Annotated in this window: 22 protein-coding genes and 1 pseudogene; 9 read left to right on the top strand and 14 right to left on the bottom strand. The window is 34.4% G+C overall.

Features of this window, described 5'->3' with window-relative positions; all coding sequences use genetic code 11:
* A pseudogene (locus EYY60_RS02655) lies at window positions 1-1,848 on the bottom strand (hypothetical protein); the annotation flags it as partial.
* Window positions 1,849-2,230: 382 nt separating this feature from the next.
* Between EYY60_RS02655 and EYY60_RS02650 the strand changes: the two are divergent.
* From EYY60_RS02650 to EYY60_RS02625, 6 genes are all read left to right on the top strand, one after another.
* Window positions 2,231-3,619: a PSP1 domain-containing protein gene (locus tag EYY60_RS02650; protein ID WP_132987854.1), complete on the top strand. Its 1,389-nt coding sequence runs from the start codon at window positions 2,231-2,233 to the stop codon at window positions 3,617-3,619.
* Window positions 3,603-4,082: a gliding motility lipoprotein GldH gene (locus EYY60_RS02645; RefSeq protein WP_132987853.1), complete on the top strand. Its 480-nt coding sequence runs from the start codon at window positions 3,603-3,605 to the stop codon at window positions 4,080-4,082. The genes EYY60_RS02650 and EYY60_RS02645 overlap by 17 nt, the downstream gene beginning before the upstream one ends.
* An 8-nt stretch (window positions 4,083-4,090) precedes the next feature.
* Window positions 4,091-6,397 carry a penicillin-binding protein 1A gene (locus tag EYY60_RS02640; protein WP_132987852.1) on the top strand — a complete coding sequence of 769 codons (2,307 nt, stop codon included), beginning with the start codon at window positions 4,091-4,093 and terminating at the stop codon, window positions 6,395-6,397.
* A 372-nt stretch (window positions 6,398-6,769) separates the two neighbouring features.
* Complete coding sequence (locus EYY60_RS02635; protein WP_132987851.1) at window positions 6,770-7,471, top strand: CoA transferase subunit A; 702 nt, start codon at window positions 6,770-6,772, stop codon at window positions 7,469-7,471.
* A 100-nt stretch (window positions 7,472-7,571) separates the two neighbouring features.
* Window positions 7,572-8,468 (top strand): class A beta-lactamase, subclass A2, encoded by an 897-nt coding sequence (gene bla, locus EYY60_RS02630; RefSeq protein ID WP_132987850.1) that lies wholly within the window; start codon window positions 7,572-7,574, stop codon window positions 8,466-8,468.
* A 78-nt stretch (window positions 8,469-8,546) separates the two neighbouring features.
* Entirely contained in the window at window positions 8,547-9,203 is a 657-nt protein-coding gene (locus EYY60_RS02625; protein WP_132987849.1) for a CoA transferase subunit B, read from the top strand.
* A gap of 147 nt (window positions 9,204-9,350) precedes the next feature.
* Here EYY60_RS02625 and EYY60_RS02620 read toward each other — a convergent pair whose 3' ends face one another.
* Both EYY60_RS02620 and EYY60_RS02615 read right to left on the bottom strand, forming a co-directional pair.
* Entirely contained in the window at window positions 9,351-9,881 is a 531-nt protein-coding gene (locus EYY60_RS02620; protein WP_035652704.1) for a DUF6646 family protein, read from the bottom strand.
* 47 nt (window positions 9,882-9,928) lie between these two features.
* Window positions 9,929-10,663 (bottom strand): metallophosphoesterase family protein, encoded by a 735-nt coding sequence (locus EYY60_RS02615; RefSeq protein WP_132987848.1) that lies wholly within the window; start codon window positions 10,661-10,663, stop codon window positions 9,929-9,931.
* 140 nt (window positions 10,664-10,803) lie between these two features.
* Here EYY60_RS02615 and dinB point away from each other — a divergent pair, with 140 nt between their 5' ends.
* A complete protein-coding gene (gene dinB / locus EYY60_RS02610; protein ID WP_132987847.1) occupies window positions 10,804-11,886 on the top strand; it encodes a DNA polymerase IV in 1,083 nt (360 codons plus the stop codon).
* Between the two features lie 96 nt (window positions 11,887-11,982).
* The gene (locus EYY60_RS02605) at window positions 11,983-12,483 is read left to right on the top strand and encodes a PAS domain-containing protein (protein WP_132987846.1); all 501 of its coding nucleotides are present in this window, start codon (window positions 11,983-11,985) and stop codon (window positions 12,481-12,483) included.
* Window positions 12,484-12,596: 113 nt separating this feature from the next.
* On the opposite strand, the gene EYY60_RS02600 is transcribed toward EYY60_RS02605, so the two are convergent.
* The 9 genes from EYY60_RS02600 to EYY60_RS02560 form a co-directional block, all read right to left on the bottom strand.
* Window positions 12,597-14,201, bottom strand: coding sequence for a fumarate hydratase (locus tag EYY60_RS02600; protein ID WP_132987845.1), 1,605 nt, complete (start codon window positions 14,199-14,201; stop codon window positions 12,597-12,599).
* A 218-nt stretch (window positions 14,202-14,419) separates the two neighbouring features.
* Window positions 14,420-14,881, bottom strand: a complete 462-nt coding sequence (tnpA, locus tag EYY60_RS02595; protein WP_132987844.1) for an IS200/IS605 family transposase — start codon at window positions 14,879-14,881, stop codon at window positions 14,420-14,422.
* Between the two features lie 124 nt (window positions 14,882-15,005).
* Complete coding sequence (locus tag EYY60_RS02590; RefSeq protein ID WP_132987843.1) at window positions 15,006-16,445, bottom strand: nucleoside recognition domain-containing protein; 1,440 nt, start codon at window positions 16,443-16,445, stop codon at window positions 15,006-15,008.
* A 110-nt stretch (window positions 16,446-16,555) separates the two neighbouring features.
* Window positions 16,556-17,629, bottom strand: coding sequence for a winged helix DNA-binding domain-containing protein (locus tag EYY60_RS02585; protein WP_132987842.1), 1,074 nt, complete (start codon window positions 17,627-17,629; stop codon window positions 16,556-16,558).
* A gap of 91 nt (window positions 17,630-17,720) precedes the next feature.
* Window positions 17,721-18,434, bottom strand: coding sequence for a 3'-5' exonuclease (locus tag EYY60_RS02580; protein WP_132987841.1), 714 nt, complete (start codon window positions 18,432-18,434; stop codon window positions 17,721-17,723).
* A 194-nt stretch (window positions 18,435-18,628) separates the two neighbouring features.
* The gene (locus tag EYY60_RS02575) at window positions 18,629-19,105 is read right to left on the bottom strand and encodes a methylated-DNA--[protein]-cysteine S-methyltransferase (protein WP_132987840.1); all 477 of its coding nucleotides are present in this window, start codon (window positions 19,103-19,105) and stop codon (window positions 18,629-18,631) included.
* Between the two features lie 161 nt (window positions 19,106-19,266).
* Window positions 19,267-20,082, bottom strand: coding sequence for a Rossmann-fold NAD(P)-binding domain-containing protein (locus tag EYY60_RS02570; RefSeq protein WP_132987839.1), 816 nt, complete (start codon window positions 20,080-20,082; stop codon window positions 19,267-19,269).
* A gap of 183 nt (window positions 20,083-20,265) precedes the next feature.
* Window positions 20,266-20,715, bottom strand: coding sequence for a GNAT family N-acetyltransferase (locus EYY60_RS02565; RefSeq protein WP_132987838.1), 450 nt, complete (start codon window positions 20,713-20,715; stop codon window positions 20,266-20,268).
* Window positions 20,700-21,602, bottom strand: a complete 903-nt coding sequence (locus tag EYY60_RS02560) for a LysR family transcriptional regulator (RefSeq protein WP_132987837.1) — start codon at window positions 21,600-21,602, stop codon at window positions 20,700-20,702. The genes EYY60_RS02565 and EYY60_RS02560 overlap by 16 nt, the downstream gene beginning before the upstream one ends.
* A gap of 145 nt (window positions 21,603-21,747) precedes the next feature.
* Here EYY60_RS02560 and EYY60_RS02555 point away from each other — a divergent pair, with 145 nt between their 5' ends.
* Window positions 21,748-22,143 (top strand): rhodanese-like domain-containing protein, encoded by a 396-nt coding sequence (locus tag EYY60_RS02555; RefSeq protein ID WP_026727436.1) that lies wholly within the window; start codon window positions 21,748-21,750, stop codon window positions 22,141-22,143.
* A gap of 139 nt (window positions 22,144-22,282) precedes the next feature.
* Here EYY60_RS02555 and EYY60_RS02550 read toward each other — a convergent pair whose 3' ends face one another.
* Window positions 22,283-22,702: an SRPBCC family protein gene (locus EYY60_RS02550; protein WP_132987836.1), complete on the bottom strand. Its 420-nt coding sequence runs from the start codon at window positions 22,700-22,702 to the stop codon at window positions 22,283-22,285.
* A 10-nt stretch (window positions 22,703-22,712) separates the two neighbouring features.
* Window positions 22,713-25,103 (bottom strand): M28 family peptidase, encoded by a 2,391-nt coding sequence (locus EYY60_RS02545; RefSeq protein ID WP_132987835.1) that lies wholly within the window; start codon window positions 25,101-25,103, stop codon window positions 22,713-22,715.
* Between the last annotated feature and the right edge of the window lie 5 nt (window positions 25,104-25,108).

The following is a 25,108-nucleotide window of genomic DNA, read 5'->3' as shown; positions in this document are numbered from 1 at the left end:
TGCATTTTGTGATGTAGAGTAGGTAATTCCGTTTGCCGGCCAAGTGTAAGTATTTCCAGAACAGATTGATTCTGTAGTAACAATGTCTGCGGGTTTAGCAGGTTGATTATTTATTTGAATTGGTAATGAAGCATTAGAGGCACAAGCTTCCATTTTAGCAGTTACAGTATAATTTCCTGCTGGAGCATTTATTGTTTCTGCATTTTGTGTTACTCCTGTGTTTGGTTGTATTTCATATGTTAATAATGGATCGTAATTAACAATGGTGAAAGATCCTTTGTCATTAGTACAGGTTGGTTGAATTCTATTGCCTAATACGGGTTGTTCAATAATTTTTTTTGAAATTACTGCTACAACATTACTAATGCTGGTGCATGTTCCAGAAATAACCTTTCTTCTAAAATAAGTTGTGACTGTGAAAGGATTTGGTGCATAATTTTTAGCAATTCCATCTGTTGGTTTAAACGTTATATTGTCTGTACTACTTTCCCACAAATAGCTTACAGATGATGCATCTAGGTTTGTACCTATCACCATTACACCATTTCCGGAATCGTTATTACAGAAATAAGGTGCTGACAATAAGGAAATATTATTGTCTACAATTGTAGTACAAGTAGGAGTATAGGTTATTGTTGAGGCATTAGATGTTTTTCCATACGAATCGTTAAAGGTGTAATTGATGACAACGGGAGTAATTACAGAGTTGTCAATTGGAGTAAATGTAACTTTCCCCGAAGCAGAGTCATATGTAAACGTTCCTTTTCCTGCAATAGTCACAGTGTTTTGAATTCCTGGAGTAAAAAGGTCTAAATCTATACTCTGTTTATTTATTGTGCCATATTTATTTACCGCTCCATTATCATTTGTTGTAATGTCACCAGAAACCGCTATTTGACCAACTGATCCTGAAAATGTATCTGGATTTGCGATAGGAGTAAGAAGTGTAGTTAAATCTGTTGTGATTTGTAAATTGCGAATTTCATGAAAACTGGTGTTTATTCCTGTTGAAGAAGTTAGCGCCATTTTTAATAAAGGAGGTGGAGGGGTTGTGTAAGTGTAGTTGCTAATTACTAAATGCTTTTCATTATCAGTAGTTATACTAACATTAATAAAAAAACCTCCTGCTGGACGTGGTGTTAAAACTATTTCTGCCTTTCTAAATCCAGCTTTGCTGCTATCTGTAGCAGTTCTTATATTCCCATTAAGGACAAAACCAATATTTGGAGTCTGAACAGAGGTTAAATAAGGATAGCCAGTACTTCCGGTTCCAGTATATTGACCCCTTAATGTAACTTTATATGGTTCTGATGATGCTGCAGGGAAACCACCACTTTTTCCGTCACTATTATTAGAAAATGTACCGGTTTCATCTAAGCCAATACCAAGATAACCTTTTGAAAATCCTTTTTGAGTAGTACTTTGTGCATAACCTAATGCAGACCCATAGGCGCCTATTGTTACTGGATTTGCCGTAGCATCAAATAAAACAAAAGCAATTCCATCAGAAGGCAGTGCGCTATGGTTATTTCCACCATAACTATAATATTCAAAGGAAATAGTCATCCCATTACTTGAAGGAAAAACAAACTGATCCCACCAAACAAAACCTTTTTGATTTTGTTTATTGTTTGTTAATCTTAAATATCCTTCACCTTCAAGATCATCAAAATTGTCTTTTAAACCTGCCCCTGCGGTTAGAAAAGCGATTGGGGATCCTCCGAATTGTGTTCCGGGAGCGGTACTGTTTTTAAAACTTTCAAAGAAAGGAAATTGGGCTCTAGCTTGAAAGGCCAATAAAAATAACATTAAAAAGTTAATTAGCTTTCTTAAAGTAATTTTGTTCATAATGAATAATTATTATAGAATTATAAGTGTAATGAATTATTAAAAAATCAATCTCTAAATTGAAAATCAAAGATTTATTTCGAATAATTCGGAAAAGGGTAATCGAAAAAATTTGTTTGTGGAGTGGTAATTGTTTTTTGTTAAAAAAAACATAAAGTCACAAAGTTTGCATTTTTTTGAAACTATTTACTTACAAGAAAAGCTATAAGAATGTTAGAATAAGACAAGTTTATGGAATAATGAAAAGGCTTATTGTTGAAGATATATTGTGTAGTAGTCTTAACATAATAATCCATAAAGTAGAAAATAAAAAAAATACTATCTTTACCGATCAAACGTTTATGAACTTAAGTTGCTTTTACGCAACACTACATATATAATTATGGCATGTACAAGTTGTTCAACCTCAGATGGTGGCGCACCAAAGGGTTGTAAAAATAATGGGACTTGCGGCACCGATAGCTGCAATAAATTGACGGTTTTTGACTGGCTTTCAAACATGAGCCCGTCTAATGGAGAGGCGATTTTTGATTGTGTTGAGGTACGTTTTAAAAACGGACGTAAGGAATTTTTTAGAAATTCAGAAAAACTAACTTTAAGTATTGGCGATATTGTAGCAACTGTTGCTTCGCCAGGACATGATATTGGAATTGTGACTCTTACAGGTGAATTGGTAAAAATTCAAATGAAGAAAAAAGGAGTAAATCATGAAAGTAATGATGTTCCAAAAATTTACAGAAAAGCATCTCAAAAAGATATCGATATTTGGTCTGTAGCACGTGATCGCGAGGAGCCAATGAAGGTTCGTGCGCGTGAATTGGCAATTCAGCATAAATTAGAAATGAAAATTTCGGATATCGAATTTCAAGGCGATGGATCAAAAGCTACATTTTACTACACGGCAAATGATCGTGTCGATTTTAGAATGTTGATTAAAGATTTTGCTAAAGAATTCAGTACGAGAGTTGAAATGAAACAAGTTGGTTTCCGTCAGGAAGCGGCGCGTTTAGGAGGAGTTGGTTCTTGCGGACGCGAGCTTTGCTGTTCAACTTGGTTGACTGATTTTAGAAGTGTAAATACTTCGGCGGCGCGTTATCAGCAATTATCATTGAATCCACAGAAATTAGCGGGACAATGTGGGAAATTGAAATGTTGTCTAAACTATGAGTTAGATACTTACATGGATGCTCTAAAAGAATTTCCTGATTATGACACTAAATTAATCACTGAAAAAGGTGACGCCGTTTGCCAGAAACAAGATATTTTCAAAGGATTAATGTGGTTTGCTTATACAAACAATTTCGCAAACTGGCATGTTTTGAAAATTGATCAGGTAAAAGAAATTATTGCAGAGAATAAGCAAAAAAACAAAGTTTCTTCATTAGAAGATTTTGCTATAGAAGTAACTTCAGAACCTGAAAAAGACTTCAATAACGCAATGGGTCAAGAGAGTTTGACTCGTTTTGATCAGCCAAAAAGAAAGAAAAAACCAAATCGCAAACGCAAGCAAAATGCTGAGGCTTCTGGTGTTGCAACTCAGGCAAAACCGCAACAGGAGAAAAACAATAATACAAAACCTGCAGGAAATAATAATCCGAATGGAAATCCAAATCAGCAGGGCAAACCTAATAATCCAAACAAACAAAATCATAAGAATAAGAACAAGAATTCGAATAAATCAAACAATCCGAATCCGCAAAATTCAAATGAAAATAAATCTACGGAGCCTAGAAAACCTATAATTATTACTAAAAATGAGAATAAAAAATAGCGGAATTCTTCTGTTGGCTGCAATACTTCTTTTTTCATGTGATAAAAAAAGAGTGTTCGACGAGTACAAATCGGTCGGAAGTGCTTGGCACAAAGACAGTGTTGTTACTTTTGATCTGCCGGTTTTAGATTCTACCAAAAAATACAATTTATTTGTAAATTTGAGAGACAACAACAATTACCCTTTTAATAATTTGTTCTTGATTGTGGCTCTTGAAACACCAAGTGGGTTTACGAAAGTTGATACTTTAGAATATCAAATGGCAAATCCAGATGGAACTTTATTAGGAAATGGCTTTACTGACATAAAAGAAAGCAAGCTGTATTACAAAGAGGATGTAAAGTTTAGAGGAAAATACAAAGTTCATATCAAACAAGCGGTTAGAGAATCAGGTAAAATTCCTGGTGTTGAAGCTTTAGAAGGTATTACAGACGTAGGTTTTAGAATAGAACAAAAAGATTAGAAATAGTTATGGCAGCCAAGAAAAACAACCAATCAAATAGCGTTAAAGATATTAATTACTATAAAAAGAAATTCTGGCGAATTTTTGCCTATACTTTGCTGGGTATTTTGGCTTTCTTTTTATTTGCCTCTTGGGGATTATTCGGTTCAATGCCTTCTTTTGAAGATCTTGAAAATCCCGATTCAAATTTAGCTACTGAAATTATTTCTTCTGATGGAGTAGTGATTGGTAAATACTTTAAAACCAATAGATCACAGTTAAAATATTCAGACTTGCCAAAAAGTTTAGTTGAAGCTCTAGTTGCTACTGAAGATGCCCGTTTTTACGAACATTCAGGAATTGACGGACGCGGAACTTTAAGAGCAATTTTTACTTTGGGAACAAATGGTGGAGCGAGTACATTGACACAACAGCTTGCAAAACAGTTGTTTCATGGCGAAGGATCAAAATTTCTTCCTTTCAGAATTGTTCAGAAAATAAAAGAGTGGATTATTGCCATTCGTCTCGAAAGACAATATACTAAAAATGAAATCATAGCAATGTATTGTAATGTTTATGATTTCGGGAACTATTCAGTTGGAGTAAGTTCTGCAGCGCAGACTTATTTCTCTAAAGACCCAAAAGATTTGACAATGGACGAATCGGCTATTTTAGTCGGAATGTTCAAAAACTCAGGATTATACAATCCAGTTCGTAATCCGCAAGGTGTAAAAAATCGTCGTAATGTAGTGCTTTCGCAGATGGAAAAAGCAAAGATGATTTCTACTGCCGAAAAATTAAGATTACAAGCTTTGCCAATTACATTAAAATTCAAATTGGAGAGTCACCGTGAAGGAATGGCAACTTATTTCAGAGAATACCTTCGTGACTACATGAAAAAATGGGTAACTGAGAATAAAAAGCCAGACGGTTCAGATTATGATATCTACAAAGATGGTTTGAAAATTTATACGACTATCGATTCAAGAATGCAAATGTATGCTGAAGAGGCAGTTTCGGAACACATGAAAAACTTGCAACAGCAGTTTTTTATTGAAATGAAAACCAATAAAAATGCGCCTTTCGTAAATATCACACAACAAGAAACAGATCGTATCATGATGCAAGCGATGAAAAATTCTGATCGTTGGGCAATTATGAAAGATATGGAAAAAAGTGAGGATGATATCATTGCTTCATTCAAAGTAAAAACAAAAATGCGCGTATTTACTTGGAAAGGAGAACGCGATACAGTAATGACACCGCTAGATTCTATTCGTTATTACAAACACTTTTTGCAATCAGGTTTAATGGCAATGGAACCGCAAACAGGTAACATTAAAGCTTGGGTTGGAGGAATCAATTATAAATATTTCCAATACGATCACGTAGGACAGGGAGCAAGACAAGTTGGTTCTACTTTCAAACCATTCGTTTATGCTACTGCAATTGAGCAGTTGAATATGTCTCCTTGTGATTCAATTTTAGATGGACCTTTTATGATTCATAAAGGACGTCATCATGTAACCGAAGATTGGGAGCCAAGAAACTCTGATAACAGATACCGTGGAATGGTAACCTTAAAACAAGGTTTGGCGAATTCCATCAATACAGTTTCAGCTAAATTAATTGATAGAACTGGACCAGAAGCGGTTGTTGAATTGACAAAAAAATTGGGAGTAAAAACTGAAATTCCGATTCAGCCTTCAATTGCACTTGGAGCGGTTGATATTACCGTTGAAGATATGGTTGCGGCTTACAGTACATTCGCAAATCAAGGAGTTTATGTAAAACCACAATTTTTAAGTAGAATTGAGAATAAAAGTGGAGAGGTTATTTATGAGCCAATTCCGGAATCTCATGACGTTTTAAATAAAGATATTGCCTTCGCAGTTATCAAATTGCTTGAAGGAGTTACTGAAACTGGTTCTGGTGCGCGTTTGCGTACGCAAGGCGGTGGAAGCGGAGACAACCGTTGGACTGGATATCCATACATGTTCAAAAATCCAATTGCTGGTAAAACAGGAACAACGCAAAATCAATCTGATGGTTGGTTTATGGGAATGGTTCCAAATTTAGTAACTGGAGTTTGGGTTGGTTGCGAAGACCGTTCAGCACGTTTCAAAAGCTTGACTTACGGACAGGGTGCTACAGCGGCGTTACCAGTTTGGGCTTATTTTATGAAGAAATGTTATGGAGATGAATCGCTTCAGGTTTCAAAATCGGAATTTGAACGCCCGGCTAATCTTTCTATTAAAGTAGATTGCTATCAAAGACCTGCTGTTGTAAAAGATACAACCGAAACAGATCAAAATACAGACGAATTCGAGCTATAGTTTCGTTTCGTTTTTAAATAATAAATCCTTTTGTGATCTTCTAACTTTAGAAGAATACGAAAGGATTTTTTTAATTACTAGTATTTCTAGATACTCCGTTAGGAGTTAAATATTGGTAGAAAACAATGAATGATAAGATTTCAAAGATGTCCCGTAGGGACTACATCTTTTAAGATTCTTACTGAATTTCACGTATAGTCCCTACGGGACAAAATGACGCTGAAAATAAATTTTTCTACCAATATTTAATCTCTCCGAGATATATTTTTATGTGGCTAAAATTAAATTTCTCAAAACCATTACGAAATCGTTATAATTAAATCTAAAAATCTTATTTTTATCAAAAATATATAGTAATAAAGACACTTTGTTATGATAACAAAAAAAGTAAATAATGTTCAGGATGCAATTCAAGGAATCGAAAGCGGCATGACAATCATGTTTGGCGGTTTTGGTTTATGTGGAATTCCTGAAAATACTATTGCAGCATTGGTAAATACTTCAATTTCAGATTTGACTTGCATTTCGAATAATGCAGGTGTAGATGATTTTGGATTAGGTTTGCTTTTGCAGAAAAAACAAATCAAGAAAATGATTTCATCTTATGTTGGCGAAAATGCTGAATTTGAACGTCAAATGCTCTCAGGAGAATTAGAAGTTGAACTTACGCCTCAAGGAAGTTTGGCAGAACGTTGCCGTGCGGCTCAAGTCGGAATTCCTGCATTCTTTACACCAGCTGGTTATGGAACTGAGGTTGCAGAAGGAAAAGAAGTTCGAGAATTCAACGGAAAAATGCATATTATGGAACAAGCATTCAAAGCCGATTTTGCCATTGTAAAAGCATGGAAAGGTGATGAAGCTGGAAATCTGATTTTTAAAGGGACTGCCAGAAATTTTAATGCGTGCATGGCCGGCGCCGGAAAAATAACAATTGCTGAAGTTGAAGAATTGGTTCCAGTTGGGACTTTAGATCCAAATCAAATTCATATTCCGGGAATTATGGTACAACGTATTTTTCAGGGAGAAAAGTTTGAAAAGAGAATTGAACAACGTACCGTAAGACAGAGAGCTTAATTAGATAATGAGATAATTTGTCAATTAGATAATTGTTCTTAAAATCATCTAATTATCAAATTGACTAATTGGCACATTAAAAAAAGAACACATTAAAAACATGACGAAACTTTCTATATTTCTGATTTCATTTTTGACTTTTCAAGCTTTTTCTCAAACAACGTCTGATCTTCGAAAAGAGTTAAATCAGATTATTGCCAGTAAGAATGCAACAGTTGGAATTTCTGTTAAAAGTATTGAAGATAAAGATACTCTAAGTATTAATGGAAATTTGAATGCTCCATTAATGAGTGTTTTTAAGTTCCATATTGCTTTAACTGTTTTAAATAAAGTTGATGAAGGGAAACTTTCTTTAGATCAAAAAGTCTTTATTAAGAAGAAGGATTTGCATGAAAATACTTGGAGCCCGATAAGGGATGATTATCCTGAAGGGAATATGTATTTAACATTGGATAAATTATTGCGATATACAGTTTCACATAGCGACAATAACGGATGTGATTTATTGATTGGTTTAGTTGGAGGAACTAAAGAGATTCAGAAATTTATAAACAAACTAGGAATTAAGGATTTCGTTATTAAGGTCAATGAAAAGCAAATGGAAACTTGGAAAAACCTTTATGTAAATACAACAACACCACTGGCAACAACACAATTACTAGAGAAATTCTATAAAGGAGAAATTCTAAAAGAAACGACTACAAAATATTTATATCAAATAATGGTCGAAACTTCAAGAGGACTTACATGGATGAAAGCCGGACTTCCCGAAGGAACTGAACTGGCACACAGAACCGGTATTTCAGGAACGAATGACAATAATCTGAGAGTAGCAATGAACGATGTTGGAATTGTAAAGCTTCCAAACGGAAAACATTTTATTCTTTCGGTTTATTTAAAAGAGATTACTGAAACCAAAGAAAACACTGAAAAAATAATTGCAGATATAACAAAAGCTACTTGGAATTATTTTATCAAAAGAGAATTAGATAATTGAGATAATGCGACAATTAGATAATTATTTTCGAATTATCAAATTGACTAATTGGCACATTAAAAAAATTGACAAATTATTATGGCACTTAGTAAAGAAGATATAGCAAAACGAATTGCTAAAGAAGTAAAAGACAGATACTTTGTAAACCTCGGAATCGGGATTCCGACATTGGTTGCGAATTATGTTAGAGAAGATATTGCGGTGGAATTTCAAAGTGAAAATGGTGTTCTTGGAATGGGACCTTTTCCTTTTGAAGGTGAAGAAGATGCTGATATTATCAACGCCGGAAAACAAACCATTACAACTTTGCCAGGAGCGAGTTTTTTTGATTCGGCTTTCAGTTTCGGGATGATTCGAAGCCAAAAAGTGGATTTGACTATTCTTGGAGCAATGGAAGTTTCTGAAAACGGAGATATTGCCAACTGGAAAATTCCGGAAAAAATGGTAAAAGGAATGGGAGGCGCAATGGATTTGGTAGCTTCTGCCGAAAATATCATCGTTGCCATGATGCACGTGAACAAAGCTGGCGAATCAAAAATCTTAAAAAAATGCACTTTGCCATTAACGGGCGTAGGATGTGTTAAAAAGATTGTAACCGAGCTTGCAGTACTCGAAGTGACAGAAAAAGGTTTTAAGCTCTTAGAACGTGCGCCAGGCGTGTCAGTCGAACACATCATCGCTTCAACCGAAGCCGAATTGATTATTGAAGGAGAAATTCCTGAAATGAGTTTTTAATCTTAAAGATACTAAGATGCTAAGGCGCTAAGTTGCTAAGTGATTTATATATAAAAGAAAAACCGCCTAATGGCGGTTTTATTATTTTTCAACTTAGAATCTTAGAATCTTAGCGTCTTAGCATCTTAGTAACTTAGTCTCTAAGATTTAATTTAAATTAAATGAAGCTCCTAAACTGAAAGTAGCTTGATTATTTAAGTGATCAAATACATCATTATCACTGCTGTATTTTGCAATTGGAAAACCAATTTCTGTGAAAACACCAAATCCGTCAGTAAAGAAATAACGACCTCCAATATGACCTCCAAAATTTTTCAAACCTAAACTTAAACCAGGATAAACGTCAAGTTGTTCAACTCCAATAACACTGCTTAAGTTAGCATTAATTCTTGCTTTTGCATCGAAACGATCTTTGAATTCTGGTTTGTAATCATTGTATGGAGTTGGGTGATCACCATAAATTCCGTTAAAATTGTTTACACCAAGCAAATAATTTGAAACAAAACCAAAAGAGAAATTTTCTCCTAAACCAAAATCAACAGAACCTTGAATTCCAGAACCACCATCTTGTAGATTAGCACCAACATTTACTCTGATATCTCCCTTGCCTGTAAAGGCTTTCTGAGCATTAACAAATCCAAATGATACTAAAAACAAGAGTGTAATAACTTTTTTCATAAAATTAAATATTAATTATTTTGCGGTGCAAATGTATATTTAATATTTTAATTCCTACCTTTTTCGTCAGGATATAATTCGTTTAATGGTTCACTTTGCCAGAATTCTTTTGTATCTACGTTCAGGATGGTCAGAGGGCCTTTGAAGGCGGCGCCGGTATCAACATTCCAAACACAAGCTTTGTTTATTGGAACGGTTTGCCCAATTCTTGTTACAGGTGTATGTCCGATATAAATTTCTTTATAAACCGTAAATCGTTTTGGATAATATAAATCATCTGGTTTCAAATTTGGGTCTAAAGCAAGCGCAGATTCCCAAAGTGTTCTATCCCAGTAAAATAATTTCGGAAAATATTCCCAGACTACACCATTTAAATTGGTAAAACCAGCATGTACAAAAAGACGATTTTCATCGTCAAGGTAATAATCTTTCAAAGATTCAAGAAAAGCGATGTGTGTTTTCTTTTTTTCTTCTGAAAGTTTGGAGTATCCTTCAACAGTTGCTTTTCCGCCATGTTTGTACCACATTTCTTCATCAAAATCTTCATGCCTGTTTTCAAGCCAGTCGAGTGCCAGCTGATCATGATTTCCTCTGATGCAGATGCATTTTTGTTTGCTTTTAAGGTCTATTAAAAAATCGATTACTTCGGCAGATTGGCTCCAGCCATCCACATAATCGCCAAGAAAAATTAGAGTATCTTCGGTAGTAACTTTCGCTTTATTCAACACTTGCTCAAGTGCGCGTAATCCTCCGTGTATGTCGCCTATAACAAATGTTCGCATTTTTTAAATTTTCGGGTAAGGATTACAAAAATAAAGAAAATGATTTGTTTGGAATCATTTAGTTGTTAATCTTTAAAAATTGATATTATTTATAACTATTGCCAACGTTTTTTTATTGTTTTCCTATTTAAATTTGTAGCATGTCTGAAACGCCTATATATCGAAAAATTATCCATATTGACATGGATGCTTTTTATGCTTCTGTAGAGCAGATGGATAATCCGGCTTTGCGTGGAAAACCTGTTGCAGTTGGCGGTTCAGAAAATAGAGGAGTAGTTTCGGCGGCAAGTTATGAAGCCAGAAAATTTGGTGTGCGAAGCGCCATAAGTGGTGTTTTGGCCAAAAAATATTGTCCAGAAATTATTTTCGTACGTCCGAGATTTGACCGCTACAGGGAAATCTCTTCCAAAATTCATAAAATTTTTCATGAATATACTGATTTGGTCGAACCGCTTTCGCTAGACGAAGCCTATTTGGATGTAACTCAAAATAAAAAGGGAAATCCGAGCGCGAGTTTATTGGCACAAGAAATCCGTCTCCGAATTTTGAATGAAGTTGGACTTACTGCATCTGCGGGAATTTCGGTCAATAAATTTGTGGCTAAAATTGCTAGCGACGTAAATAAGCCAAACGGCCAAAAAACGGTAAATCCAGATGAGATTTTAGCTTTTTTAGAAGAATTGCCAATCCGGAAGTTTTACGGAGTTGGAAAAGTGACTACCGAAAAAATGTATCAACTCGGAATTTTTACGGGAGCCGATTTAAAAAGCAAAACAGAAGAATTCTTGGAAAAACATTTCGGAAAATCGGGTGCTTTTTATTATAAGGTGGTTCGAGGTATTCACAACAGTGAAGTAAAACCGCATCGAATAACAAAATCGGTCGCAGCAGAACATACTTTTGATATCAATTTATCTTCCGAAATATTCATGCTCGAGCAGCTTGAAAAAATTGCAGGATCACTTGAAAAGCGTTTGAAAAAGCATAAAATTTCGGGTAAAACTGTTACGCTAAAAATTAAATACAGTGATTTTACACAACAGACTCGGAGCAAAACGCTTCCATATTTTATTTCTGATAAAAGTTTGATTTTAGAAGTTGTCGAAGAGTTGCTTTATCAGGAACGGATGAAAGATTCTGTGAGATTGCTTGGAATTTCGTTAAGTAATTTAAACACAGAGGAAAAGAAGTCGGTAGTTGTCCAGTTAAAATTTTCGTTTTGATTTGTTATAATATTTAAAAATACGGTTTTCCGTAAAAAAAACTAGAGTTTTCGTTTTATCTTTGAGAGAAAAGATGTCTCATTTAAATTGCTTCAAATGAAAAACGCTGACCTTGAAGATCCTTCTTATCGATATTCAGTTCCAATTTTGTCATGGGATTTTCACTATGAATATGTAAATGAACTGAAAGCTCTTGCCGCCGATTTGAAAAAAGTACATCAAATTTCTGCCCAATATTCCTGGAATGAAAAAGGACTTAAAATAGAAGAACGCATTAAAAATGAAGTAATTGTAGTTACTGATTTAAATTTGAAAATCGTTTTTGCCTCAAGTAAAATCAAGAGAATGACAGGTTATACCGAAGCTGAAGTTTTAGGAAACACGCCAAAAATGTTTCAAGGACCAGAAACTTGTCCGACAGCATTGAAAGAAATAAGAGAAGCAATTCAATTAAAAACATCTTTTGAAAAGACTATAGAAAACTATAAAAAAAACGGAAAGGTGTACAGTTGCCATATTAATGGATTTCCCGTTTATAACTTTAAAGGCGAAGTGTCGCATTTTATCGCTTTCGAGAAAAATGCGTTAAGCGCTTAATGTTAAAAATGAATTGATAAATAACATAAAAGAAAAAACCGCCTTTTGGGCGGTTTTTTTTTTATGTATATAAAACTTAGTGTCTTAGCAACTTAGAACCTTAGAATCTAAGATTATAAATTTTCAAAGAAATCATTTCCTTTATCATCGGTAATAATAAATGCAGGGAAATCTTTTACTGTAATTTTACGAACAGCTTCCATTCCTAATTCTTCAAAATCAACTACTTCAACTTTCAAGATATTGTCTTGTGCCAAAATCGCAGCAGGACCTCCGATAGAACCTAAATAGAATCCGCCATATTTGTTACAGGCATCTGTAACTTGTTTTGTACGGTTTCCTTTTGCCAACATTACCATACTTCCGCCATTTTTTTGGAATTCATCAACATAAACGTCCATACGCCCGGCAGTTGTTGGACCAAAACTTCCTGAAGCCATTCCTTCTGGAGTTTTTGCTGGACCAGCATAATAAACCGGGTGATTTTTGAAATATTCCGGCATTGGTTTTCCGGCATCTAGTAATTCTTTGATTTTTGCATGCGCAATATCGCGGGCAACAATAACAGTTCCGTTTAATTTCAAACGTGTTTTGATTGGATATTGTGACAATTTAGCCAAAATATCTGCCATTGGCTGATCTAAATCAACTTCAACTGGTGCTTCTAAATGCGGAGCAGTTTCTGGTAAAAATTGTTTCGGATTTACTTCCAATTGCTCAACGAAGATTCCGTCTTTCGTGATTTTCCCTTTAATGTTTCTATCTGCCGAACAAGAAACACCTAGTCCAACCGGGCAAGAAGCCGCGTGACGAGGCAAACGGATTACGCGAACATCGTGCGTGAAATATTTTCCTCCAAATTGAGCTCCAATTTCACTTTCTTGACAGATTTTCTGAACACGTTCTTCCCATTCTAAATCACGAAATGCCTGACCAGCCATGTTTCCTGAAGTTGGCAAGTGATCATAATATCCTGCAGATGCTTTTTTGACAGCACTTAAGTTCGCTTCCGCAGAAGTTCCGCCAATTACCAAAGCTAAATGGTATGGAGGACAAGCAGAAGTTCCTAAGTCTTTAATTTTTGCACGAATAAATGCATCCAAAGATTTATCATTCAATAATGATTTTGTTTGCTGATATAAATAAGTTTTATTCGCAGATCCTCCGCCTTTTGCCATAAACAAGAACTCGTAAGAAGCTCCTTTTTTAGCATAAATATCGATTTGTGCCGGAAGATTTGAACCTGAATTCTTCTCTTCAAACATTGAAATCGGAACGATTTGTGAATAACGTAAGTTGCGTTTTTGGTAAGTATTAAAGATTCCTTTGCTCAACCATTCTGCATCATCAACACCCGTGAAAATACTTTCGCCTTTTTTCGCCATTACAATTGCTGTTCCGGTATCCTGGCAACTTGGCAACTGACCTTCGGCAGCTACTGAAGCATTTTGCAATAAATTATAAGCTACAAAACGATCGTTGTCTGTTGCTTCTGGATCATCAAGAATGTTTCTTAGTTTTTGTAAATGTGTCGTTCTCAACATAAACGAAACATCAGTAAGAGCTTCTTCAGCCAATAATTCTAAACCTTTGGGATCAACAGTCAAAATTTCGCGTTCTCCAAATTTTTCAACTTTTACAAAATCAGAAGTGATTTTGCGGTATTGTGTCTCATCCTTCAAAATTGGATAAGGATCTTGGTATATAAAATCAATCATTGTTTTGTTTTTTTACAAAGTTAGAAATTATTTACCTAAGAAAGAATTTGAATTAGAAAGGTTTGTGTGTATTAATTTATTGCGGAAAATCACATATATCTAAACTGGACTGAAGTCCAGCTCTACAAAATAAATCGTTCCTGCGGAACTTTAGAAAGAACCGAAGGTTCGAATCATATTGTAGAGCTGGACTTCAGTCCAGTTTAGATATGGTATATTTATATTAAATTTTCAAAAACGCATCTTTCATCATATTTGACATTAGATTTATTTAAGAAAGTGGAGTATTCATCTTTGAAATTTTGTTTTTTGTGATGTTCTTCTTGATTGGCAATGTATTTATAAACAGCATCAATATGAGATTTGCTATATGAAAAAACACCATAACCTTCTTGCCATTCAAATTTGCTTTTTGTTAATTGATGATCATTGATAAATTTTGATGATTTACCTTTTATAATTTTCATCAAATCGGAAATAGAAATAGTTGGTTTAAGTGCTAAAAGACAGTGAACATGATCTTCGGTTCCATTTACTATAATTGTTTTACAGCCAGTTTCATTAATCAAATTTCCAATTGTACTTAAGATTTTAAATTTGCATTCAGGAGTAATTAATGCTTTTCGGTATTTGACGGCAAAAACGGCTTGGATATAAACCTGATGAAAGGTGTTTGACATTTATACATTTTTAAAGATTAAAACTCTATAAATATATAAATTTTCTTACAAAAAAATCATATAATATAAAATAAACTGGACTTCAGTCCAGTTTAGATGTAGTATATATAATCAGATTTTTATTCTAAAAAAACCAAGTCGCCACAAAAATCGCCGTAATCACACAAATCAAATCAACCAAAAGCATGGTTCCTAAAGCATAACGCGTATTTTTGATGTTAACCGAGCCAAAATAAACCGCAATTACATAAAAAGTACTCTCGGCACTGCATTGGAAAATACTGCTTAATCTCGCTGTTAAAGAATCGGCGCCAAAAGTATTCATTGAATCAATTAAGAAACCTCTTGATCCTGCAGAACTAAACGGACGCAACATTGCAACTGGCAAGGCATTCGTGATTTCTTTGCTTACTCCTAAATTTGAGAATATAAATCCGATTCCGTCGCTGATAATTTCAAACAAGCCACTGTTTCTGAATAATGAAATTGCAACCAGCATCCCTAAAACATAAGGAAAAATCGTTACTCCTGTTTTGACTCCGTTATTTGCTCCAACAACAAAAGTGTCGAAAACGGTAGTGTCCGCTTCTTTGAATTTTTTCTCGTGCATGAAAGAAAAAATCAAAGTAAAAAGAACAATGGTAAGCAAGATTAGACCTGAAAGATTAGAAGTAAAATAGTTTTTTCCAATCAAGTCCAAATGATTCACATACAATAATAAACCTACAATGGCAGCAATCATAGTAATTAAGCCAATTAGAAGTGAAGCACTTTTAAAGTTGATTTTTTGTTTTATTCCAACAATCAGGAAAGCGGCAATTGTACCAATAAACGAAGTAATAACACATGGAAGTATTACATCGGCTGGATTTGTAGCATTTGCAGCAGCACGGTATCCAATAATTGAAGTTGCAATCAAAGTTAAGCCTGACGCGTGAAGACACATAAACATAATTTGTGCATCACTAGCTTTATCTTTTTCGGGATTTATTTCCTGTAAACTTTCCATTGCTTTTAATCCAAATGGCGTTGCAGCAGAATCTAATCCTAGGAAATTGGCGGCAAAGTTTAAGGTCATATATGAAATCGAAGGATGGTTTTTAGGAATACTTGGAAATACTTTTACAAAAACCGGACTTAAAGTTTTGGCTAATTTTCCTGAAGCTCCAGAAATGATTAAAAGTTCCATTAATCCGCAGAAAAAAGCTAAATAAGCAATAAGTGGCAAAATCAAATCAACCAAAGTAGTTTTACAAGTTGGCAACAAACCATCAGATTTTTGAAGACCGCTGTAAATTTTTACGGTTTTATTTTTGAAAACGTAAGTCGTGTCTGCATTTAGCGTGTCACGATTGATAATCATGGTTTGATCTTTGGCTTTTGAAATGCTGTCTTTGATGAATGCTGGAAGTTCTTCAACGTATTTTTCAGAAATCAAAATTGGGTCGTCTTTTTTTCCATTCAAAACAGAATCAATCGTATAAGTATTGGCAGTGAATAAACTGAATACAATAAAAACAATCGAAGAAATAAAAATCGTTAACCAAAATCTGCTCAATACCATAATTGTAATTTTTTGTAAATGTAATTATTTAGCAATAATAAGCATAAAGATTTAAGTAACGAAACGGGAAGTTATGGTTATGAACGTTAATTTTTCAATTAAAATTCAGTTTATTCAATAACAATTTTGGTTCCCAAATACGTTTCAAAAGACTTAATGCCTTCAAATAAAATCTGTTTTTTGTCTGTTTCAAAATCCTTAAAAAACTCCGTTTCAATTTTAGCGTGATCTTTTTTGATCGTTCTTTTCCAGATTCCAATCACTTTTCCATTCTCTAAAATTATGGGTTTAAAAATGCCATTATTGGTAAAAACTTTCGATTGATGTTCGGTGTTGAAAGAAACTTCACGTGTTTTATACGAAATTAAAATCTCATCAAAAGCGGGAAGAAAATGTACGCTTTCGCGAAATTCATTCTCTTTTGAAGAATCTTTTTTAAACCAAAATTGCTGATTATCAATAGTGATACAGTTTAATTGCAACTCAATTGCGTTAATTGCTTTTTGGCAAATTGTAGGTGCAAAACCAGACCACCACGAAAAATCAAGCACTGTTGCCGGACCATGACTTTCAAAATAGCGTTGCGCAAGTTTTGCTAAAGCTTCTTCTTTTGTTAGCTCATTTTTTGGCCTCGGAACTCTTTCTTCAAGCAAAGCATAAGTAATTTGTTTGCCTTTCATTTTTCCATTACAAACCAAACCATCCAATTCGGCGTTCATCATGATGGCTGCGCTTAAAAAATCAGCACTTGAAGTTTTTTTGATATTAAGCTCCTGCATGATTTCGTCACGCGTTAAATGATTATTTCCAGATAAAAGTTTTTCAATTGCGGCATTTGCCTGATTTAGCTTTTTGTCATCATAATCAAATTTTTTGGCTGCAGAAGCTGTAAAACGTTTCACCTGTGGCGCAGAAAGTTCCAACATCCAGTAAATATCTTCAGCCGAAACAAAATGCCAAGTTGGACGCAGAATATGGGTTCGGATAATTTGGCCCGAATTTATAGCTTCTTCAATCTCTTTTTCGGTTGCATCACAACGAGAACCAATTGCCCATTTTGCCATTGCATAATCTTGTGCCTGCATTGCGCCAAAATGCTTCACAATTTCTTGCGGAGAACAGGGACTTGTTTTATAAAGCTTTTGAGCAATCAAACGATGATGAGAAATTTCCTCGTGAGTCATTTTTTAAACCATTTAAGTTATTGAAGTCCATTTAAACATTTTAGCAAAAAACTTAGCACCTTAGAGCCTTAGTAGCTTAGCAACTAAAAAATTATACATGAATAATTTCTTCATCAATCAATAAATCTTCTCTACGTAAACGAAGAAAAATCTGGGCCACTGCAATCGTATCTTTTTCACAATACGTAATAATTCGGTCAATGTCTTTTTCGACATAATAAACATGAGCAACCTGACTTCCGTCGATATCGCCTTTTGGAGAAGGAACTCCAAGAATTTTGGTCAATAATTTTAGCGAAGTAAAATGTTTGTAATCACCAAATTTCCATAATTCCAAAGTATCTAAATGCGGAATTTCCCAAGGTTTTTTACCAAATAAATTCAATTTGTCTGGAATTGGCATTTGATTGATGATCATTCTTCGAGCAATAAACGGAATATCAAATTCTTTTGAATTGTGTCCGCAAAACAAATGTTGTGGTTGATTGAAATGATTATTGATCAGGTTCGAAAAGTCTTTTAAGATTTTCTTTTCTTCACCAAAAAAAGAAGTCACTCTAAAATTTCTAATATCTCCTTTGATTGTAAAAAAGCCAACCGAAATACAGATGATTTTTCCGAATTCAGCCCAAATTCCGGCGCGATCGTAAAATTCTTCGGGCGTAAAATCGTCTTTTCGTTGATATTGCGTTTTTAGATCCCAAAGTGTCTGCATTTCAGCGTCAAGCGAATTGAAATTTTCTTCTTCAGGAACAGTTTCAATATCAAGAAATAAAATGTTGTTGAGGTTTACTTTTTCGATCATATTTTTTTAGCCACGAATTGCACGAATAGCACGAATAGCACTAATTTTTTTTTATTTGGTATAAATGTACACAAATTTGATTTTTTAATTTGTCATAAATATAAAATTGAATGAATTTTCTTAATATTTTATAAAGTTAATCAATCGAAAGGTTATAAAGAATATTCGTGGGAATTAGTGGAATTCGTGGCAAACTAAAACAAACTTTGTTGTTTAATTGGACTTTCATGTTCCAAAAGCCACTTTTTGCGCGACAATCCGCCTGCGTAGCCGGTTAAAGATCCATTCGTTCCAATGACTCTGTGGCAGGGAACTACAATCCAAAGCGGATTTTTGCCATTTGCTGAAGCTACTGCTCGAATCGCTTTTATGTCGCCCAGTTTTTTGGTCTGATCCATATAACTTACTGTTTTTCCGTATGGGATTTCTAGTAAAGCTTTCCAGACTTTTTGCTGAAATTCAGTTCCTTGCGGATTTAACTTGAGATCAAAATCGGTTCTTTTGCCTTCAAAATATTCATTTAATTGCAAAACCGCATCTTGTAAAACTTCTGGTATAGTTTCCGAGACTTCATTTGTTCCAACATCAGAAACAGAAATAACAGCAATACCGTTTTCATCTCCAATAATTTTGGTGATCCCTAAAGGCGAATTGATATAAACTGTTTCCATAGATTTTACCGTAAAGTTTTTTTACCGCAAAGGCGCGAAGGTATACGCAAAGTTCGCAAAGTTTTTTTAAACCATATAAGTTATGTAAGTAATTTAAGTTTTATTGGCTTGTTTATAATTTTATCTGGCCTTCGACTTCCCTAAGACTGAAATTGATCGCTTTAGTAATTGCTAAGTTCAAATTTATATTTTAAAACAGTCTCAATTTTTTCACTCGAAATAATCTTTTTAATATTCGATTTTTCAGAACTGAATTTCGGTTCTGGCAAATTCATTTTAATCGCTTTTTGCGTATAATATTCCTCTCTTGTTGGATGAAAAGGCGCAACGGCGTTAAAAACTTCATTCCATTTTGACTGATTGATGATTTCTTCAATAATGCTGATGCAGTCGTTTAGGTGAATTAAATTTATTGGAGCGTCTGGATTTTCCAAGTTTTCTTTTCCAGATAAATGTTTCACAGGATGACGATCTTCACCGATTAATCCTCCGAAACGTAGAATTGTAGTTTCGAAATTTTGGTTTTTTTGAAGAAGATTCTCAGTCAAAAGCAATTGTTTGCCGCTTTCTGTTTCAGGATTAGGAACCGTTTCTTCGTTTATGAAATCATTTTCATCTCCGTAAACAGAAGTTGAACTTACAAAAAGCACTTTAGTAATAGATGATTTCTCTATAAACGGAATTAGATTTTTGATTTTTTCTACAAAATCTTTCTTTTTAGAATTTGGATCGGCAGCTCTTAATTTCGGCGGAATATCTATAATTAAGATTTCACTTTCGGATAAAAAAGCATTAATAGATTCAGATATGCTTTCGCTTTCAAGCGTTACTAAAAACGGGTTTATTCCTGAATCTTTTAAAATGGCGAGTTTATTTTCTGAAGTTGTTGAGCCATTTATCGAATTTCCTTTTTCAATCAGTTTTTTTGCCAAAGGAAAGCCGAGCCAGCCACAACCAAGGATGCTTATTTTTGTCATTTTTTTATTTGAGGTTCAAAGGAACAAAGGGGCAGAGGTTCAAAGGTTTTGTTTCATGCAGATGTGGCAGATTTTTACAGATCTTATTTGAAATAATTATCTGTGCATATCAGCTTAAATCTTTTTAAAATCTGCGTGAAATAAAAAAGACTTTGCGTCTTAGCGACTTTGCGAGATTAATTTTTACAAAGTTAGCGTAAATCGGACTTTATCTTTTCCGTTTGCGCCAATTCTGTTATAAAATTTAATGGCTCTTTCATTAAATTCTGGAGTTTGCCATTGAATGTTGACGCAATTGTTTTGTTTCCCGATTTCTTTTAATCTTTCGATTAAGATTTCACCAATTCCAAAACTTCGTACTTCTTCTTCTAAAAATAAACAGTCCATGTAGAGAAAGTTTTGCGCGTTCCAAGTCGAAAAATCAAAAGTATAAGAGGTATAACCAACAATGGTTTCTTCTGTAGCGACAACTAAACAATATAGTTTTGGATTTTGGCCAAATAAAGCGTTTTTTAGACCTTCTTCTTTTCCTTCCGGAGAAAACTCGGCTTTTTCAAATGCTGCATGTTTTTGGATTAAGATAAGTAGTTTAGGCAAATCTGTGATTTCGCAATTTCTTATTGAATATTCCATTGTAGATTAATTTCGGTTTGCAGAAAGTTGATAAAATGATGGAAATAATCCGGATAATTTTCATTAGCTCGAGTGGCGATGAAATGTTTTCGCTTCAAACCATTTTTACCGACTTTAATTGCTTTGATCGGACTTGATTTTAAATGTGGCTGAAGCGCCCATTTTGCCATTGACATAACGCCCATGTCGGCTTTTACCATTTCTAAAGAAGCTTCGGTCAATGGCATTGGCGTTATTTTCTTCGGATTTACTTTGGCTGGAGCCAAAAGAAATTGGTGAATGGTAACCGTTTCCATCGGAAGTGAATGTATAATCAGATGTTCATTTAAAAAATCTTCGGCAACGACATATTTTTTATCCTTCCAAGGATGATTTTCGGAAACCACCATTACAACTTCATCCTGAAAAAGCTCGGTATATTTGATATTATTATCTTTAATGGTATCGCTAACAATGGCAATGTCGATCGTATTATCCAAGAGTTTTTGAAGTGGGATATGAGTTGCCTCGATTATAATTTTCAATTCAACATTCGGATACAAAAGATGAAACTGTTTTAAAACCGATGGAAGCCAATGATAACTCGAGAAACATTCTGTACTGATTCGGATTTCACCAGATTCGCCAAAAACCATTTGTTTGATTTGGGTTTGTGTTTCAGAGAGTTTATTCAGGATTTCATTTGCGAGTTCATAGATTTTTTCTCCCGCTTTTGTGAGTACCAGTTTTTTATTAGTTCTTAAAAAGATGGCTGTGCCCAATTGATATTCGGCTTCTTTGAGCTGATGACTTAAAGCCGATTGCGTCAAATGAAGTTTATCTATGGCTTTTGTGATGCTTCCTTCTTCAACAATTGCTTTTATCAATTTTAAGTGGCGTATTTCCATTTTGAAACGTATTTCTACAAAGTAACAAAATTTTAGATTGGCTTTTGTATGAAAAAAAGTAATGCTCTTGATGAATTCTTTTCGTTTTTATCAGAGTTTAAACTGCTATACTTTTGGAAAAACAAAACCTTTAAAACAACATATTATGGAAGCACAAATTAAACATTATGAAAACAAATTAGCATTTGAAATGGATCCATCCGATTTATTTGAAGCTTTAAATAATGGCGAAAAAATAATCGTGATAGATGCCCGAAGAGCTTTTGGCTACGATGAAGAACATATTCCGAATGCAATTAATATTCCGCATCGCGAAATGAATTTAGAAACTACGCAACATTTGGACAAAGATGTTTTGTATGTGACGTATTGCACTGGAATTGGTTGTAATGCCTCTACAAAAGGAGCTTTGAATATGACAAAATTAGGGTTTAAAGTAAAAGAGCTAATTGGTGGACTAGAGTGGTGGAAAATCGACGGCTATGCAACCGAAGGCACAAAAGGTGAAAAACAAGGTTTGAAAATCGAATGTGCATGTTGAAACAAAGGTTCAAAGGTGCAAAGAGACAAAGGGGCAAAGGTTTCTCAGCATATTTAAAAAATAAAAGCACTATTTTCATAGTGCTTTTTTAATCTTTGTGCCTTTGTGCCTCTGAACCTTTGCGCCTTTGTACCTATTTTCAAGCCTCAATTAAAGCTTTCAGGCCTTGAAGAATTGGGTTTTCTTCACCTTGTGGTTCTTCTTGAATTGCTCCCGGGCGATTATCTTCTTGAATTATTTCGAGTTTTGTTTTCTGGTTTTCTTCCGTTAAAACATAGTTCATTATGAAATAATTCTCTGGTTTGTCTTCCAATGCTGGCCTAGGAAAAAACAAAGAATATTTGATTTTCTGGTTGAGAACAACTTCTAAAACTGTTCCCCATTGCTCAAAAACTTGGCCTTCCCATTCATTTCTAAATCTGATTTCGTTACCAGTTTTCCAGTCTGTGATTAAATCACTTCCGTATTGCCATTGTTTGACCAATTCTGGATTTGTCAAGGCATTCCATACTTTTTCGACTGGGGCATTCAAAATGATTGTAGAAATATTTGTTGCCATTTTAATTGCGTTATTGTGGTTGAACAATAGGTTTTATGCTGTCTTTTGCTACTGTTAAACTATCCGTAACAGGAGCAACCGGTACTTGCGGAACTGGCGCCACGTATCTTTTTATTTTTTGCTGAACCAAAACTGCGTCATTCAATACAAAAGGAGTTGGCATCATCCAATCGCTTCTTGGTTTTACTTTCAATAAAGGATTTGTCATTAAATCAAATGAGCTTTCAATTAAATCCATGTCGAAAATTGAAGATTTATTGATGTAAAATTCCATTTCAAGTGGCTCGTTGCCTACTACATAATAGCATAATATTTTTGAACCTTCTCGCTCAAGACGATTTGTTTTTTCTCCCGATGTTGCAACACCATTTGCCCTAAAGTTGTAGAATGTCATTTTCGGATTAGCAAAAATGTCGTAACGGTTTACTTTTCGGTTAGGCGTAATTCTGATTTTTAAATATCTTTTATTTCCAATAACGCTATCTCTTAAGAAAGAGATTGTTGGTTTTTGAAGATCAACAACGGGCGCGATTGCGCTATAGGTAAAACCAGAATTGTACTTGCTGGCAAGCGGAAGACTGTTTAATCCAACTGCTTTTTGATTTTTTTCGCCTAAATATGATTTGGTCCAATCGTCTAAATTTACATCGTAAGTCGTCCAAACGGCAGAATTAGTATTGGCATTATAAACATACAACAAACTGTTTGATTTTGCTTTTCCAGGTTCGTAACCAGAATGATATCCTGCATAAATAAAGAATCCAATTGAGAAGGCAAAGAATAACATTGTCCAAACGCCTTTTTTGATAAATGCACCAAAAATTGGAAGCAATAATCCGAAAACGAGAACAGTAAGAATTGCACTTCCAAAAAGAATTTTCAACCCTAAACCTACAGGAAACATTACAATAAATGGAGCAACGATAGCTAAGGCCGGAATTGAGAAAACTAAATTAATACCCAAACTATTGTGTCCCGTAAGAACATAAATTCCGAATAAAATTATTCCGAAATAAACTGGAACAATCAAGAAACCTGCTCCAACTAAACTATTGGCAACAAATCCATTTATGATGATCCAAAGAAGTAAAGCCGAAACAAAATGATTCATTGTTGCTTTGGTCTCCGAAAAATGATGATAGAATGCAAAGCAAATCGCAATACTTAAAGTTACAAATGCTCCAATATAAGCGTGTCCGTTATAAGTGAATCCGTTTAATAAATCAGAATATTGAGGGTAAACTTCCAAAACGATTTTCCAACCCAAGAAAGTTACCAAGCCAGCAATCAAAATAGCACCAATTAGTGGTACAAAACCTTTAAAAATTTCTCTGAAATTGACTATATGTTTGGCTTTTCCAATAAAAATGAACAAAATCAATAATCCTAGAGCAATAATTGTCATTGGCATTACCCAAGAAAATGGATAACTGATGAATGAAAACGGAATATTGAAATACACATCATCTTCAGTAGAATCTGTTGCATTCAAGTCAGCATTTGAGAAATATTTCAGTAAAGGCATCAAATAGGAACCTTGATGCGCAAGAGTTGTTTTGTTTAAATGTTGTACATCATCTTGCTGCGTGTGATAATTGTAGTGTCCGTCGATAAAAGCAAAGTTGAAACCTTGAATTTTTCCTTGCTCTCTAAAAACAGTTAAATCGGTATCGTTTGGAAGCATTTTGTAAATGCTATACATCAATGAGTTTGAAACTGGATAAGCAGCTTTTGCGTTTGCAAATTCTTTCACAAGAGTTTTGTTTCCTTGGTTGGTTTCCATCAGCATGTAACTTGGACCTGAAGAACCTCTAGCTTCAAAATTAAGCACCAAACCAACATCTTTTGCCCATGGATGTTTGTTGACAAAAAGCGCTGCGCCGTTTAATCCTAATTCTTCGGCATCAGAAAAGAGGATTATAATGTCGTTTTTATGTGGCTGTTTTGCGTATAAAAAAGCACGAATGCCTTCTAGAATGGTTGCAACTCCAGAAGCATCATCACTTGCTCCTTTTGAAAAAGAATGTGGCGCACTGTCGTAGTGTGAAAGTAATAAAAGTGCTTTTGAGTTATTTGAACCCTTTATGCGAGCCAGAATATTTTTCGATTTTACTAAAAGCCCTCTATCGTTAAGTGTAAAACCTTCTTGGATTGAAGTTTCTAATCCTATTCGGTTGAGTTCAAGTATTAAATAATTAGCAACAAGTTCATGATTTGTTGACCCTACATAATGCGGTTTTTGCGCAATAATTTCTACCTGATTCAAGGCTCTTTCCGTCGAGAATTCTGCCAATGCTTCTTCTTCCCGAGAGATATATTGTGGCATCATTGTGGCATAAATTATGCCCAAAATGCCTAATACACAAAGAAATCCAAGAATTGAGGTGGGGTTTTTTTTCATGATGA

It is taken from the genome of Flavobacterium zhairuonense (assembly GCF_004352915.1).
Lineage (GTDB): Bacteria > Bacteroidota > Bacteroidia > Flavobacteriales > Flavobacteriaceae > Flavobacterium > Flavobacterium zhairuonense.
Note: the sequence above shows the minus strand (reverse complement) of the source record. Positions and strands in the feature narration are given on the sequence as shown.

Bases quoted from the DNA above. Each gene is read 5' to 3' on its own strand.
- bla (WP_132987850.1), top strand. From the start codon at position 7,572: ATGACGAAACTTTCTATATTTCTGATTTCATTTTTGACTTTTCAAGCT.
- EYY60_RS02565 (WP_132987838.1), bottom strand. From the start codon at position 20,715: ATGGAATATTCAATAAGAAATTGCGAAATCACAGATTTGCCTAAACTA.
- dinB (WP_132987847.1), top strand. From the start codon at position 10,804: ATGTCTGAAACGCCTATATATCGAAAAATTATCCATATTGACATGGAT.
- EYY60_RS02590 (WP_132987843.1), bottom strand. From the start codon at position 16,445: ATGGTATTGAGCAGATTTTGGTTAACGATTTTTATTTCTTCGATTGTT.
- EYY60_RS02575 (WP_132987840.1), bottom strand. From the start codon at position 19,105: ATGGAAACAGTTTATATCAATTCGCCTTTAGGGATCACCAAAATTATT.
- EYY60_RS02550 (WP_132987836.1), bottom strand. From the start codon at position 22,702: ATGGCAACAAATATTTCTACAATCATTTTGAATGCCCCAGTCGAAAAA.
- EYY60_RS02555 (WP_026727436.1), top strand. From the start codon at position 21,748: ATGGAAGCACAAATTAAACATTATGAAAACAAATTAGCATTTGAAATG.
- EYY60_RS02605 (WP_132987846.1), top strand. From the start codon at position 11,983: ATGAAAAACGCTGACCTTGAAGATCCTTCTTATCGATATTCAGTTCCA.
- EYY60_RS02600 (WP_132987845.1), bottom strand. From the start codon at position 14,201: ATGATTGATTTTATATACCAAGATCCTTATCCAATTTTGAAGGATGAG.
- EYY60_RS02560 (WP_132987837.1), bottom strand. From the start codon at position 21,602: ATGGAAATACGCCACTTAAAATTGATAAAAGCAATTGTTGAAGAAGGA.
- EYY60_RS02615 (WP_132987848.1), bottom strand. From the start codon at position 10,663: ATGCGAACATTTGTTATAGGCGACATACACGGAGGATTACGCGCACTT.
- EYY60_RS02645 (WP_132987853.1), top strand. From the start codon at position 3,603: ATGAGAATAAAAAATAGCGGAATTCTTCTGTTGGCTGCAATACTTCTT.
- EYY60_RS02650 (WP_132987854.1), top strand. From the start codon at position 2,231: ATGGCATGTACAAGTTGTTCAACCTCAGATGGTGGCGCACCAAAGGGT.
- tnpA (WP_132987844.1), bottom strand. From the start codon at position 14,881: ATGTCAAACACCTTTCATCAGGTTTATATCCAAGCCGTTTTTGCCGTC.
- EYY60_RS02625 (WP_132987849.1), top strand. From the start codon at position 8,547: ATGGCACTTAGTAAAGAAGATATAGCAAAACGAATTGCTAAAGAAGTA.
- EYY60_RS02570 (WP_132987839.1), bottom strand. From the start codon at position 20,082: ATGACAAAAATAAGCATCCTTGGTTGTGGCTGGCTCGGCTTTCCTTTG.
- EYY60_RS02545 (WP_132987835.1), bottom strand. From the start codon at position 25,103: ATGAAAAAAAACCCCACCTCAATTCTTGGATTTCTTTGTGTATTAGGC.
- EYY60_RS02620 (WP_035652704.1), bottom strand. From the start codon at position 9,881: ATGAAAAAAGTTATTACACTCTTGTTTTTAGTATCATTTGGATTTGTT.
- EYY60_RS02585 (WP_132987842.1), bottom strand. From the start codon at position 17,629: ATGACTCACGAGGAAATTTCTCATCATCGTTTGATTGCTCAAAAGCTT.
- EYY60_RS02640 (WP_132987852.1), top strand. From the start codon at position 4,091: ATGGCAGCCAAGAAAAACAACCAATCAAATAGCGTTAAAGATATTAAT.
- EYY60_RS02635 (WP_132987851.1), top strand. From the start codon at position 6,770: ATGATAACAAAAAAAGTAAATAATGTTCAGGATGCAATTCAAGGAATC.
- EYY60_RS02580 (WP_132987841.1), bottom strand. From the start codon at position 18,434: ATGATCGAAAAAGTAAACCTCAACAACATTTTATTTCTTGATATTGAA.